Genomic DNA, 14,693 nt, shown 5'->3' with positions numbered 1-14,693 from the left:
TGCTCTGTATCCATAACTTGGTAAGTAAAGCCGCGTTTTATTAGTTTTAAGACCTCAAACAACCCGACTTAGTGATCCATGTCTAACTAATTGGTTAGTTAGTAAACACAAGATATAGTTATAACTCTGTGCTGGGGCTACAAGATAGAGAGTTTATTGATAATGATCAAGTCTTGAATTTCTCAACAATATGGGTATGAGCAGAGATTTAAAAAAATATGTTAGCAACCACTCACGCAACGATTTAGCTATCACAAGACTTGCGAAAACTCCCCTTTGAATGATGGGGGAAATATGAACGTCAATTCAAATAAATAAGTTGATTTATTTAAACTATAGCGAGATCGACTCTTGAGGATCTTTTGAAGATCGAGTGCACGGTTTTGCACATTAAAACTAGCATAAACTAATGAATAAGTCTTAGTGATACCATCGACATCACTAAGACCTTTTTGGGATTAAACTCTGTATATTTACGGCTGCTTTTGCGTATGGACGATGTAGTTGACGTCAACATTTTTCCCCAACCAATAATTGTCGGTCATTGGATTGTAATTGAGTCCGGTTATACCCAGTGGGATAAGGTTAGCTTGATCAACCATTTTGAGCAGCTCAGCAGGTTTGATGAATTTTTCGTGGTGATGAGTACCTTTAGGTACTAGCTTTAGCAATTGCTCTGCACCGACAATGGCAAACAGGTAGGATTTTATATTTCGGTTGAGTGTCGAAAAGAATACTTTGCCCCCAGGCTTAACCAACGCATAACATGAACGTATCACGGACGCAGGGTCGGGGACGTGTTCTAACATTTCCATGCAGGTCACCACATCATACTTTTCTGGGTTTTGTTCGGCGTGAGACTCTACAGTTTGTTGTACGTATTCAAGTTTTGCACCCGTTTCTAATGCATGCAATCTTGCCACTTCAAGCGGTTCAGCGCCCATATCTAGGCCCGTGACCACTGCGCCTTGGTGAGCCATGCTTTCGGCAAGAATTCCGCCACCACATCCCACATCTAGAATGGTTTTACCAAATAAACCGTTGCTATGCTCGATGACGTAATCTAACCGCAACGGGTTGATTTGATGTAAGGGCTTAAAGTCACCCTGTAAATCCCACCAGCGAGAAGCCATGTCTTCAAATTTTTTGATTTCAGCTAGGTCAACGTTTTGAGTCACACATACAGTCCATTTGATGATTTTGAGCAAGTATACCGAATAAATTGCAAAAGGGATGCGTGATACGATAGATTTTAAGTTTGGTGAGTTAGAGTGGTTATTTTTCAATCACCTAGCGAATAGGGCGCCAAAAATGAACAATTAACGCGCAACCTATGTCACAACCTTAAAAACAGCCCGGGAAAGTAATTCAGGCTTTAAGTTATGTATGGTATATTTTCGGGTCTTGCACGTGTTGCGTCGAGTCGATGCAATAACGAAAAGTAATATAGAGGGATAGCGGCTCCATGAGCGAATTAGCAAAAGAGATCACGCCCGTAAACATTGAGGATGAGCTTCGCGGCTCTTATCTCGACTACGCGATGTCTGTCATCGTGGGTCGTGCACTTCCTGATGTGCGTGACGGCTTAAAGCCGGTGCACCGTCGCGTTTTGTTTGCGATGAATGTACTTGGCAATGATTGGAATAAACCATACAAGAAATCGGCGCGTGTTGTTGGCGACGTAATTGGTAAATATCACCCACACGGTGACAGTGCGGTATACGACACTATTGTTCGTATGGCACAGCCATTCTCGTTACGATATATGCTTGCGGATGGACAAGGTAACTTTGGTTCTATCGACGGTGACTCTGCCGCGGCAATGCGTTATACCGAAGTTCGTATGTCGAAAATCGCTCACGAACTGTTGGCTGACCTTGACAAAGAAACCGTTGATTACGTTCCTAACTACGACGGCAGCGAACAAATTCCTGCGGTAATGCCAACACGAGTGCCTAACCTATTAGTAAATGGTGCTTCAGGCATCGCGGTAGGTATGGCAACGAACATCCCACCTCATAACCTTACTGAGGTCATTAACGGATGTTTGGCTTTCATCGATAATGAAGAGATCACTATCGATGAGCTTATGGAGTACATTCCAGGTCCTGATTTCCCAACGGCAGCATTAATTAGCGGTCGTAAAGGGATTATTGACGCTTACAAAACGGGTCGCGGTAAAGTTTACATGCGAGCCAAAGCAGAAATCGAAGCTGAGAAAAATGGCAAAGAGACCATTGTTGTCAGTGAGATACCTTATCAGGTAAACAAAGCTCGTTTGATCGAAAAAATCGCCGAGCTGGTTAAAGATAAGAAAGTAGAAGGCATTAGTGCACTGCGTGATGAGTCTGACAAAGACGGTATGCGCATTGTTATTGAGTGTAAGCGTGATGCAGTTGGTGAAGTCGTACTGAATAACCTTTACTCACTCACTCAATTGCAAACGACTTTCGGTGTGAACATGGTTGCCCTAGATAATGGCCAGCCAAAACTGTTCAACCTTAAAGAAATGATTCACCGCTTTGTTGATCACCGCCGTGAAGTAGTTACACGCCGTACTATTTTTGAGCTTCGCAAAGCACGCGATCGCGCGCACATTCTTGAGAGTTTGGCATTGGCGTTAGCCAACATAGACGAAATCATCGAATTGATTCGTCAAGCTCCGACTCCTGCAGAAGCAAAACAAGGACTGATCGCTAGAGGTTGGGACTTGGGTAATGTCGCGTCAATGCTCGAGAGAGCTGGAACCGATGCTGCACGTCCAGAATGGTTGGAAGAGCAATACGGTATTCGTGATGGTCAGTACTTCTTAACTGAGCAACAAGCGCAAGCGATTTTGGATCTTCGTCTACAAAAATTGACCGGTCTGGAACACGAAAAAATCCTCGATGAGTACAAAGCACTTCTCGACGAAATTGCAGAGTTGATGCACATCCTGGCTAATACTGAACGCCTAATGGAAGTTATTTGCGAAGAACTGCATTTAATCCGTGATTCATTTGGTGATGAGCGTCGTTCAGAAATTACTGCTGCGATCCACGACATTGATATGGAAGAGCTGATTGCTCAAGAAGATGTTGTAGTGACATTGTCACACGAAGGGTACGTTAAGTATCAAATCTTGAGTGATTACGAAGCTCAACGTCGCGGTGGTAAAGGTAAGAGCGCCACTAAGATGAAAGACGAAGATTACATTGAGCGTTTGTTGGTCGCAAATACTCATGACAATATCCTTTGTTTCTCTACTCGTGGTAAAACTTACCGCCTAAAAGTGTACCAATTGCCTCAGGCAAGCCGTACCGCTCGTGGTAAGCCGATTGTAAACATTCTGCCTTTGGAAGAGGGAGAACGCATTACAGCAATCTTGCCTGTATCTGAGTTTAGTAACGACAAATTTATCTTTATGGCAACCGGTGACGGTACAGTGAAGAAAACATCACTGGATCAGTTTGCTAATGTTCGTTCTAACGGCTTGATCGCCGTGAACCTACGTGATGAAGATTCGCTTATTGGTGTAGACATTACCAATGGCGAGAACGATATTATGTTGTTCTCTAAATCTGGTAAGGTCGTTCGCTTTAACGAAACACAAGTGCGTGGCATGGGTCGTACTGCGGCTGGTGTACGCGGTATTAAGTTAACCAATAACGATCAAGTTGTCTCTTTGATTGTTCCGCACAACCAAGGCGATATTCTTACAGTAACTCAAAACGGCTACGGTAAACGTACTGTACTTGAGGAATACCCAGCGAAGAGCCGTGCAACGCAGGGCGTTGTATCGATTAAAGTTTCTGAGCGTAACGGTAGTGTAGTAGGGGCAGTGCAAACTGAAGAAGGTGACGAGTTCATGATGATCACCGACGCAGGAACACTGGTTCGTACGCGTGTTGCAGAAGTCAGTCAGGTTGGACGTAATACTCAAGGTGTTACATTAATCAGAACGGCTGAAGATGAAAATGTCGTCGCGCTTCAACGCATTGACGAGATAGAGGAAGAGCCTCTTCTTGAAGAAGGCGAAGAAGGTGAAGTAGTCGCTGAGGCTACAGAGCAGACTGGCTCACCTGAAGAAGACAATAAAGACGAGCCAACTCAAGACCAAGAGTAAAGCACGTACAACGATTTAAGCCGGGCATTGCCCGGCTTTTTATTCGGTTCAAAACGGTGAATCACTACCAGAACGTAAGGTCGTGGTAGTGGTTTATGCAAATATAGTGAAACATACAATGATTCATCGATCGTTATATCTGACCAGCGGTGTGGTCGTTGCGGTTACTTTTGGAAGTTGGTGGTATCTAAAGACACCCGTTCCAGTAGCACCCACCATCAATGAAATGGCTCAACACGCAATGGAATCTTCAAGCGATCCTATGCTTGAGCTTCAAGATACGCTGCGTGACAACCCTAATGATGGATTGGCCTGGTTGGAGTTGGGAAAATTCTATCTGTTTAGCGGTGAACTCGAGTCGGCGTTAACCTGTTTTGATTACAGTCGACGCTTGCTTCCAGATAACGCTGATGCATGGGCAGGTGGAGCAACAGCGCTGTATTATATCAATAAACAGCGTATTACCGCTGAGGTGCAACAAGCGCTTGATCAATCTTTGTCTATAGACAGTGACAATGAAAGCGCATTGACCCTATTAGCTTCAGATGCGTTTGTAAACTTTGAATATGATAAAGCCATAAGCTATTGGGAGCAGATCATCGAGTCTGACCGGTTGGGCGTTGATCGTGAAAGACTTATTAGTTTGATCCATCAAGCTGAATCGTTAAAACATTAACCGCCCCACGTCACCAAGCACTGTATGTATGCAAATAAAAAAGCGGCCACTTTTAAGTGGCCGCTTTGTCGTTAGGTTAGGGAATTAGTATGTTGCTTCGCGCTTTTCAGCTTCTTCTTCCCATTGAGGTACAAGAGTTTCCAAGAAATGCTGCTTCTCTTCATTCATCTTATCCATAGGCATACCAAGTGCCTGTTGCGCTTTCTCTTTACTCGAGATATCCGGTAGTGCAATTGGATCAGTGATACCTTTGGTTGCTAGAAGACGAGCGAGTTTAGTACGCGCATCAGATGCATGGTCAACAGCAGTACCTAACACTTCTAGCGCCACTTCTGGAGCATGCATATGTACACCGTGTGATGCGATGGCGTAGTCCCAGCGCCATTGAGCATGACGGATATCTTGGAGGATATCTTCCATCTCAGACTCTGTAGCACCTGCATCCCAAGCGGCCTTCGCTTCGAAGTGAGCAGCAACGATATGTTTCTCGGCAGTTAACTTCATATTTAAAACTTGCGCTTTGCGCGTTGAAACTATGCCTTGTAGCGTGTCTTTGCTTTGGGTGTGACAGTTGGCACAGGTATCTTCAAATTGATCAAACGGATTGCCAATTTTATGATCAGTGTAAACTGTGCCATCTTCTTTAGTTACTTTAGGCATATGACAGTCAGTACACACGACATTGTTTTTACCGTGTATACCATCTCGCCATGTCTCATACTCAGGGTGCTGTGCTTTTAACATTGGGGCTTTAGACACACCGTGCGTCCAATCTTTAAAGCCTAGCGCATCATAGTACTGTTCCATTTCGTCGACGTTGGTACCCATATCCCAAGGGAACTTCACGCTCTTGTTTGGACCGGTAAAGTAGTATTCTACGTGACATTGACCACATACTGCCGCTTGTTGATCTAGGCGGTTCATATCTTCAAATGGTTTACCGATAGCGGTCATTGCACGTTCGACATACGGTTTCGTTAGTTTAAGTGCTGGTTCACCGTTCTTAAATTCTTCTGTACTAGTGTCGTGACAATCAGAACAACCGATAGGGTTGGCAATTTCGGCACCCAAACGTGCCCATTTACCTTCAAAGTAACCGTCTTCACCGCGTTCGGCAATCACTCTACCAACGTCTGGGCTCTTACAGCTCCAGCACGCCATAGGCATTGGACCGGTATTTTCGTCAGTAGGACCACCAGTACGAAGTGTCTGGCGTACATCGTCGAGTGCGTAATAGTGACCACGCGCTTTGTTATAGTCTTTTGCAAAGCCATATCCTGCCCACATGATGACCATGTTTGGATCGCCTTCTAACGCATCTTCTAGCTCACTGCTTTCCGACGTCGCTTTCCAAGTATGGAATTGATCAGGGTGGTTGGCTTCAAATGTCTCGTTGCGGGGATCATCAAACTTGTCGTCAGCGGCGTTCACCAACGAAGAGCCAAGGGTGGCTCCCATTATTAAACCCAATACCGCAGCGGAATGTTTTATCCATTGCTTATTCACGATGCTATCTCCGTATTTTAATTTTGATACCTAGCGTTGTGAGGTTAGATTTCAAATGTTGAATCGAAGATGTTTCGTATTACGGGTAAGTGTAAGTAGTTATTGCGCTATTGGCCAATTAACATTTGGTTAAAATTGCGCCAAATCAATTTTGATGAGTGATGCAGATCGTGTTTAAAATAAACTACCCCTAAAGGGGTATAACATTTCCCGTTAAGGGCTAAATACCTGATTTAACAGCTAATTGATAACCCTTATCAATTGAAGGGGAAATAGTGAAACGGGTCACTAAATAGACATCAAAATATCGCCAACTGGAAATATCGAGTTACACTTTACCCTGTTAGCGTTGTGGTTAATTTTAAAATGTGAGTCGATTTCACTTGAGGCAGAAATTGCTTCAAGCACTTGTTATATCCAGGTGTTTTTCTGCTAAAGCAAAACACTGTCTGGCACAAGGAATGAAATATGGACAATTTTAAATTGACCATGGTGACACTGCTACGTTCCATTCTAGTACTTTGTCTCTTTGGTTTTTCTTTTTCTTCGATAGCAGATGAAGGAGCCGTTAGCACAGAAGCTGACTCTTCTCGACATGTTGTCGAGCTGCAACGAGATCCCGACTATAAGTGTATTCAGTGTCATAAAGACGCTCAGGACACGATTAGACAGTCTCATGGGGAAGGCTTTTTAGAAAAGAAGGGTAAGAACGTTACCTGTACCGATTGCCACGGCAACATAGGCCCTGAGCATAGAGTTAACGCTGATCAAGTGACAACTTTTGAGCCGGCTCAATCTCGCCAAGGAACAAAAACTACCACTCTTTCCCATGATGAGATCCTCAAGGCAAACCAACAGTGTACCGACTGTCATACGCCTGAGCGTTTGCAAAAAGCAAACTGGACTCATGATGTACACGCTAAGAATTTGACCTGCACAAACTGCCACGCAGTTCATGGCCATGATCAAGGTGTTCTAAACTACGAACGTAAACAACTTATCGAGATGTGTGTTGCTTGTCACGCCGACTTTAATCGTACCCATGACATCAAGGAGTAGAGTATGAGCTGCTCAAGACGAAACTTCATTGCTGGCGCCGGTGCTGTCATTGTGACTACTGGTGTGGCGGGGACGGCGACGGTAAGTACTAAGTCGTTAGCCTACGAAATGGAAGATGGCAAAAAACGTTACGGAATGGTTTTTGACGAAACCGCCTGTATCGGCTGTACCGCTTGTACCGACGCCTGTCGAGAAGTGAATGACGTCCCAGAAGGTGTATCTCGACTCGAAATCACTCGCTCTGATCCAAAGGGTGAGTACCCCAATACCGACTATCAGTTCAACCGAACCTCATGCCAGCACTGTGACAATGCACCTTGTGTGTATGTTTGTCCAACAGGCGCAGCGTATACCGATGCTGCAACAGGCATCGTAGACGTTGATAACGATAAATGTGTCGGTTGTGGATATTGCCTAGCAGCCTGTCCTTATCAAGTTCGATTTTTTAACCCTGAAACAAAATCTGCGGATAAGTGTAATTTCTGTCGCGACACCAATTTAGCACAAGGAAAACTACCAGCTTGTGTCGAAAAGTGCCCGACTAAAGCACTCACTTTTGGCGATCTTAACGATCCAGACAGTGACATCAATAAGGTCCTTAATAATAAGACGGTGTACCGCGACAAAGTCGATTTAGGTACTAAGCCGAAGCTGTATAAAGTCCCGCATGACAAGGGGGAAATTTAAAATGACAAGTTTTGAAGCCGCTTTTAACTTCGACTCCTTAGTGTGGGATTGGATAATCGCTATTTACTTATTTTTAGCGGGTATGTCGGCAGGCGCCGTCATGATATCCATATATCTTAAACGTAAAGTGATCGAAGGCGACCCTGCTGACAATGGCATATTGAAAGCAACTGCTTGGCTTGCGCCATTTGGTATTATTTCGGGTCTATTGATATTGGTCTTTCATTTAACTAAACCATTATCATTTTGGAAAATAATGCTCTATTACAACCCAACGTCAGTGATGTCGATGGGGGTGATCTTGTTCCAAGTTTATATGGTAATTCTGTTTATTTGGATAGCCATTATTTTTAAAGATACCATCATGAAGTTTATGCCTAAGCCGTTACATTTTGCGGCTGGAATAATCGATTGGTTTAAGAAGTTTGAAAACGGTATTGAGCTGTTTTTAGGGCTCTTAGCAATAATGCTCGCCGCATATACGGGGTTCTTGCTATCCGCATTAAAAACCTATCCAATGCTTAATAATCCAGTATTGCCGATACTGTTCTTGTTCTCATCGCTCTCTTCTGGCGCTGCGGCATGCATGTTATTTGGTACACAATGGTTTAAAGAGCCTGCGACAGGAAAAAGCGTTGCTTGGGTGCACAGTTTTGAGCGTCCCGTCGTCCTGTTTGAACTTTTCGTCATCGTCACTTTTTTCACTGGCCTTATTTTCAGTGGCGGCTCTGCAGAGTTGGCAGCTTGGAACGCGATTGGAAGTGGGTTTTGGGCTAAATGGTTTTGGTGGGGCGTGATCGCTTTTGGTATGGTAGGGCCGTTGGCTCTTAACTTCTTTGTTGGTGCTCATACTCGTCACAAACCGGTGTTCATTGTGCTCGTCACCAGCATGAGTTTAATCGGTGTCTTGATGTTACGCACCTTTGTTCTCTATGCAGGACAAATGACGATTGTTTAATCGCGCAATATAATGAACGTGAGCACAGAGTTCACGTTCATTACTTTCATATATACAATCAATTAGCCGCCATCATGGTTAACTGTTACCCTAACTTTCTCCCAATTTCTCACTGTAGAATTTAACATGCTGTCTCACCTTGGCTTATTGTTACTGTGTTTTAGTTTCTCGCTATCATTAACTGCAAGCGTGCAGTTGATAACGGTGTTTATTGCTTCGCCCAACAAGCATTGGTCAGCTCGCACTATTCAGTATTTAGTGTGGTTGTCCTTTTTGGCAGTGACTGCGTCAATGGCGATGTTGGCATGGAGTTTCTACAGTAATGATTTCACTAATGCCTATGTCGCCGCTCACTCAAACTCTCAATTGCCTTGGTTTTTTCGTTTAGCAGCCGTTTGGGGTGGGCATGAAGGCTCAATGCTATTTTGGGTATGGGTTGTCCACTTTTGGGCGACGCTTATTAGTACCCAATCGACGAACAATACCGAATACTTAAAGCAAACGCTGTTGCTGATGATGAGCATTGGTGGAGTACTGAGTGTATTCGTATTGGTGTTTTCTAACCCGTTTGAATTGCAGTCAATGTGGGTATCAGAGGGAAGAGATCTTAATCCTATGTTGCAAGATGTGGCGCTAATTATCCACCCGCCATTATTGTATGTAGGCTATGTTGGTTTTAGTGCTCCCTTTGCAGCAGCGTGTATTGCGGTGTGGAATGGTCAAATCTCAACATCATGGTTTTCTCTTATCCGCATTTGGTCTCTTGTGTCATGGGCTTTTTTAACGGGCGGTATCGCACTAGGGGCTTGGTGGGCCTATTACGAACTTGGATGGGGAGGGTGGTGGTTTTGGGATCCGGTCGAAAACGCGTCTTTATTACCCTGGCTTACAGCCACAGCGCTGATTCATTCGCTGTTTGTCGTTAAACGCCACGTAGCCTTTCCGGTTGTTGCGCTAGCATTGTGTTTCGTCACATTTAGCTTAAGCCTTCTTGGTACGTTTATTGTACGGTCCGGCGTGTTAACGTCAGTTCATGCCTTTGCTGTTGATCCAAGTAAAGGGGTTGTGTTGATTGGTCTAAGCGTATTAGTGCTATTAATGGGAGCTATACCCTTGGTCCTTAATGCCGAACGGCTTACAACCTCACATAGTGTTCGTTGGACACCGATACGATTATTTTTACTGACCAGTGTTGGACTTCTGGTATTAGCTACCATGGTCGTGTTGCTTGGCACATTTTACCCGATGATATTTCAGATCCTCGGCTTAGGTTCGATTTCAGTAGGCGCACCGTATTTTAATACATTGTTCTCAATAATCTGCGCTGTGGGTCTTATCGCGTTATGTCTACATTTAGTCACCGGTATAGCTTATAAGCACAAGGGGTTAATTGGTACGTCGTTGTATATTTGTGGTTTAGTGCTTAGTTATTCCGCATTTGGGTTCACGAGTTATGCATCAATACTGTTATTGCCGTTGACCTTCTGTGCAGCAGCATTACTGACCTTACAATTAACAGTACGAACTCATTGGGTATCGTATATTGCGCATATGGCGATATTAATGTTAGTCGCGGGCTCAATTGTTTACGAGGGTCATTCCTATCAGGTAAACCGTAAAGTCAGCGTAGGCGAGAGCACCGATCTCATTGATTATACGCTGTCATTTGATGAAAAACGCTGGTTGGTAGGACCTAATTACACGGCTTTGGAAGGGCGGTTTTCAATCGCGGACAATGTTAACAGCAACAGTGTATATGAGTTAACACCACAAAAAAGGCATTACCAAGTCAGAGTCATGAATATGAGTGAACCAGCTATTGCCTCTCTATGGCACGGCGATCTTTACTTAAGCCTCGGAAACAAACTAGCTGACGGCAGTTACATCATAAAGTTTCAGTATAAAGCGGGTATGAGCTTCGTGTGGATTGCCGCTATTATGCTGATCATTGCCGCCACTTTACGCCTATACAGCGCGATTACCGTGCCTAGTCAAATTAGGGAGCAGACGTGAAAAAACTGACCATACTATTACTGGCTCTTCTTGGTGTGGTTGTGCTCATGTCAGCCTATATTGCACTGGAGGGTGAGTCTAGCCATATCGTCGAACAAGACCCTATGCGCGGGCAGTCAATTATTGCAGTTAGCGGTGTCGACTTTGACGGTAACACCGTGCGCATACAAGATGAGCTTGGGGCTTATACCTTGGTCAATGTTTGGGCTTCTTGGTGTTCTATTTGTATGCAAGAACACGCTTATTTGCTCGAATTGAGCAACAATCTGGACATCGATATCATTGGTATTAATTACCGGGATACCGCCAGTGCTGGGAAGCAAGTGTTGCGCGATAGAGGCAACCCTTTTTCTAAAATCTTGTTTGACCCATTAGGGGACGTTGCTATGGAATTCGGCGTTGTCGGGACCCCAGAAACCTTTTTAATTGATGAATCCGGTATTATATTAACTCGTTTTCGTGGGGCGTTAGATGCGGCGAAATGGGACCGATACTTCAAACCGTTACTAATGGAGTAATAAAACCTTGAGACTCGTACACCGTGGGCAATGGGTTGTTTTAGCCTTTTTGTTACTTGTTGGCAGCTTTTACAGTCATGGGAACGACCTGTTTGTCTCAGACAATCAAGAACGAATTGCACAAGTAGAGTTGTTTGAGTTCGATAGTTTAGAGCAGCAAAAGCGAGCCATTAGTTTAGCGAAGTCATTACGTTGTCCGCAATGTCAAAATCAAAACCTTGTAGAGTCGAATTCGCCGATGGCGATGGATCTGAGGTTGGTGGTTTATCAAAAAATAAAGCAAGGGCAATCTGATCAAGAGATTATCGAGTTTATGACAAATCGATACGGTGAATTCGTTCGCTATAATCCAGGCCTAAATAGTCAAACGTTGGTCCTGTGGTTTGCGCCTCTGGCATTGTTAGGCTTGCTCGCATTCATAATTTATGTTCTGTTTAAAAAGAGCCAAAATAGTACAAAAAACGACTAGATTAACAGGATTGAGTTCTGTATAATTTCTCATAGATCAAAAAGGAATCTTTCAGAAATCAGGGTATAGCTATGGATGCGCTTATCACACAATGGAAAAAAGAGTTTGAGGCTCATATTGGCAATTTAGTGTTGTGCACTGAATTTGCCAACGAATTGTTTACCCAAGAAGAAAAGCGTGAACTTGAAAAACTGTGGTTAGAACTGAACAGTCAAAAAATTAAAGCGACACACTGATCGCCGACGAATTTATAGAAGGGCCGCATTAGCGGCCCTTTTGCTTTTGTGCCTATTTATTCTTCGCTTATTTCTAAAGAGATTGATTTATCAATGCGATAACCCCATAGTTAGCGATAATAAGTAAAGTCATGTATTGGCGAAGGCTAATAGGTGTTAGGAGATTATATGGCTGATGTTCGAGCCCGTGTTTCATTGAAAGTGGGTCAACGTAGCGACATAGATGCTGAGTTGCTGTCTTTCAACGGATTAAGCAGTGATAAAGAGCATGTTGCGCTCATTTTTAAACAAGCTGACAAACAAAGCGAATCCCCATTGGTTCGCATGCACTCAGAATGTTTGACAGGTGATGTTTTCCATTCGTCTCGCTGCGATTGTGGTGAACAACTGGATGAGACAATCGACAAGATGTCACATCAAGGCGGCATTCTTCTGTATTTACGTCAGGAAGGTCGTGGAATAGGCTTGTACAACAAAATTGACGCTTACGAACTGCAAAGCCAAGGACTGAATACCTACGAAGCTAATAATAAGTTGGGATTTGGTGATGACTTACGAGAATTTCATGAAGCCGCTGAAATGTTGCACGCTCTCGATGTGTGTATAATACGACTAATTACAAATAACCCTAAAAAAATTAGAGACTTAGAGTCGCATAATATTAAAATTGATCAGGTTGTTTCTACGCTAGCACACATCAAAGAGGGGAATGAGGCCTATCTACAAGCAAAAGTCAGTCATGGCAAACACCGTCTTAAAATTGACAAATGATTCAAAGAGTTAATTAAAGTCTCGCGTTATGCGAGATTTTTTTTCTAAAATGTTTGCCATACTTAAAGGGAAGAAATCAGTTCAAGGATGTTGTCATGAAACTGAATATGGTACTGCTCACTGTTGTAGTGATGAGTTTTAGCGCTACGGCGTCATCAAGTATGCTACAAAGGTTGGGCTGGGTCTCTTCCTCAGAACAACTCAATGCACTGAACTACCCAGCGACAATTGAATCACTCTATGAAGAAATACATCACCAGTTTGTGTGGTTGGATCCAACCTTAGCTGATGAGCTTGAGGCTCGACTAGAGGTTATTCATCTTGCTGGCATTTCAAAAGAGTTCTCATCGCTCTATCTATCAATGCAAGAAGCAAAGAAAAATCATCAATACTATCGATACGAGTTGCTCGCGACAGACGCTTTTCTTCGATACTTGTCGTACACCCATCACGCACGAAATAATGCAGAGCAGTGGTTTCATGGCGGTCAGGTCAGTCGAAAATTACCGTCTATTTCTGATAGGGAATTGGATCAGCTCATAGACGCTATCAGAAGCGATCAATTGCTTGCATTTATTGGACGGACTCACCCAGTAAACACCATTTATAAGACCAATGTGCCCGTCATTGAACAATTAAAAGTGATTTCGAACAGCCAAGGGCTAGAGAAGCGCTTTAATCAGTTTCTACGCCGCGGCACACAAATCAACGATCCACAGCTTTTGGCTCAAAAACTGTCCGCAAGCGGTATTGTAGTACCGGCTAAACTGACAACACACTCTGACTATGATTGGCAATGGCAACAACAGGTTAAGAAGTTTCAAAGCCTTCACGGACTAAAGGCAGACGGCATTGTTGGGGAGCAGACCCTTTACTGGATCAATTATCCAGCGGCGCAAAAAATAAGGGTGCTTGCACTTAATATTGAGCGTTCACGTGGGTTCTCAACCCAGAAAAGGGCCTATATCCAAGTTAATTTGCCGCAGTACAAAATGAAATTTTGGGCAAACAATCAACTCGAATTTGAAACTCGCGTCATCGTAGGTAAAGAGGAGAGACCAACGCCATTAATGTGGACCAGTCTCAGTACCATAGTGGTAAACCCTACGTGGAATATACCCATTAAGATCATGCGTAAAGACTTGCTGCCCAAGGTCGCCAAGAACAACCAGTATTTAGTCGATCAAAATATCTCCATAATCCCTTACTGGGGAAGTGATCGAGTGATCGATAGTAGTTCAATCAACTGGTCTTCAGTAAATGCCGAGACTTTTAATTACAGAATGACTCAAAGTTCGGGCTCGCATAACGCTCTGGGCCAATACAAATTCCTATTACCTAATGACCGTGCTATTTACTTACATGATACACCGGCAAAAGGACTCTTTAGTCGTTCAGAACGAGCATTTAGCTCAGGGTGTGTTCGGGTCCAAGGCGCTGATAAGTTTGCTCAAACATTGCTTGAGGTGTCAGGTCAGTCCAAGTCACCTTTGTTCAGTGACGACAGTAATAAAAAGGTCAGAATGAAACGAGGCATTTCGGTGGAGTTTATCTATCGGTCCGCTTGGGTTGAGAAAGGGCAACTGCATATGCGTAAAGATATCTATGGGTATGATGACACCTCCCGATTATTTGATCTTGCTATGAATTAGACGCTTGATTTTACCTAGCTGAATTGCGATAGTTCGGCTAGTT

13 protein-coding genes are annotated in these 14,693 nt (G+C 43.7%); 11 read left to right on the top strand and 2 right to left on the bottom strand.

The genetic code is table 11. From position 1 onward, the window contains the following. Positions 1–473: 473 nt before the first annotated feature. The gene (ubiG, locus tag JQC93_RS05830; RefSeq protein ID WP_205157541.1) at positions 474–1,178 is read right to left on the bottom strand and encodes a bifunctional 2-polyprenyl-6-hydroxyphenol methylase/3-demethylubiquinol 3-O-methyltransferase UbiG; all 705 of its coding nucleotides are present in this window, start codon (positions 1,176–1,178) and stop codon (positions 474–476) included. Between the two features lie 287 nt (positions 1,179–1,465). Here ubiG and gyrA point away from each other — a divergent pair, with 287 nt between their 5' ends. Then, on the top strand, positions 1,466–4,105 hold the full coding sequence (gene gyrA / locus JQC93_RS05825) for a DNA topoisomerase (ATP-hydrolyzing) subunit A (RefSeq protein WP_205157540.1): 2,640 nt from the start codon (positions 1,466–1,468) through the stop codon (positions 4,103–4,105). Positions 4,106–4,223: 118 nt separating this feature from the next. After that, positions 4,224–4,781 carry a TPR domain-containing protein gene (locus JQC93_RS05820; RefSeq protein WP_205157539.1) on the top strand — a complete coding sequence of 186 codons (558 nt, stop codon included), beginning with the start codon at positions 4,224–4,226 and terminating at the stop codon, positions 4,779–4,781. Between the two features lie 84 nt (positions 4,782–4,865). Here JQC93_RS05820 and nrfA read toward each other — a convergent pair whose 3' ends face one another. After that, complete coding sequence (gene nrfA, locus JQC93_RS05815) at positions 4,866–6,287, bottom strand: ammonia-forming nitrite reductase cytochrome c552 subunit (RefSeq protein ID WP_205157538.1); 1,422 nt, start codon at positions 6,285–6,287, stop codon at positions 4,866–4,868. 468 nt (positions 6,288–6,755) lie between these two features. Here nrfA and nrfB point away from each other — a divergent pair, with 468 nt between their 5' ends. The 9 genes from nrfB to JQC93_RS05770 all read left to right on the top strand — a co-directional run bounded on the left by nrfB (position 6,756) and on the right by JQC93_RS05770 (position 14,650). Further along, positions 6,756–7,346, top strand: coding sequence for a cytochrome c nitrite reductase pentaheme subunit (gene nrfB / locus JQC93_RS05810; RefSeq protein WP_205157537.1), 591 nt, complete (start codon positions 6,756–6,758; stop codon positions 7,344–7,346). Between the two features lie 3 nt (positions 7,347–7,349). Beyond that, positions 7,350–8,033: a cytochrome c nitrite reductase Fe-S protein gene (gene nrfC / locus JQC93_RS05805; RefSeq protein ID WP_205157536.1), complete on the top strand. Its 684-nt coding sequence runs from the start codon at positions 7,350–7,352 to the stop codon at positions 8,031–8,033. 1 nt (position 8,034) lies between these two features. Then, a complete protein-coding gene (gene nrfD / locus JQC93_RS05800; RefSeq protein WP_205157535.1) occupies positions 8,035–8,991 on the top strand; it encodes a cytochrome c nitrite reductase subunit NrfD in 957 nt (318 codons plus the stop codon). Positions 8,992–9,117: 126 nt separating this feature from the next. Continuing rightward, positions 9,118–11,004: a heme lyase CcmF/NrfE family subunit gene (locus tag JQC93_RS05795; RefSeq protein WP_205157534.1), complete on the top strand. Its 1,887-nt coding sequence runs from the start codon at positions 9,118–9,120 to the stop codon at positions 11,002–11,004. Beyond that, positions 11,001–11,522 (top strand): DsbE family thiol:disulfide interchange protein, encoded by a 522-nt coding sequence (locus JQC93_RS05790; protein WP_205157533.1) that lies wholly within the window; start codon positions 11,001–11,003, stop codon positions 11,520–11,522. The genes JQC93_RS05795 and JQC93_RS05790 overlap by 4 nt, the downstream gene beginning before the upstream one ends. Before the next feature lie 7 nt (positions 11,523–11,529). Then, the gene (gene nrfF, locus JQC93_RS05785) at positions 11,530–11,991 is read left to right on the top strand and encodes a heme lyase NrfEFG subunit NrfF (RefSeq protein ID WP_205157532.1); all 462 of its coding nucleotides are present in this window, start codon (positions 11,530–11,532) and stop codon (positions 11,989–11,991) included. Positions 11,992–12,062: 71 nt separating this feature from the next. Next, entirely contained in the window at positions 12,063–12,227 is a 165-nt protein-coding gene (locus JQC93_RS05780) for a hypothetical protein (RefSeq protein WP_205157531.1), read from the top strand. Positions 12,228–12,395: 168 nt separating this feature from the next. Continuing rightward, the gene (locus JQC93_RS05775; RefSeq protein ID WP_205157530.1) at positions 12,396–12,998 is read left to right on the top strand and encodes a GTP cyclohydrolase II; all 603 of its coding nucleotides are present in this window, start codon (positions 12,396–12,398) and stop codon (positions 12,996–12,998) included. Between the two features lie 95 nt (positions 12,999–13,093). Then, positions 13,094–14,650: a L,D-transpeptidase family protein gene (locus JQC93_RS05770; protein ID WP_205157529.1), complete on the top strand. Its 1,557-nt coding sequence runs from the start codon at positions 13,094–13,096 to the stop codon at positions 14,648–14,650. Positions 14,651–14,693: the final 43 nt, after the last annotated feature.

It is taken from the genome of Vibrio ulleungensis, from assembly GCF_016900875.1.
GTDB classification, from domain to species: domain Bacteria; phylum Pseudomonadota; class Gammaproteobacteria; order Enterobacterales; family Vibrionaceae; genus Vibrio; species Vibrio ulleungensis.
Note: the sequence above shows the minus strand (reverse complement) of the source record. Positions and strands in the feature narration are given on the sequence as shown.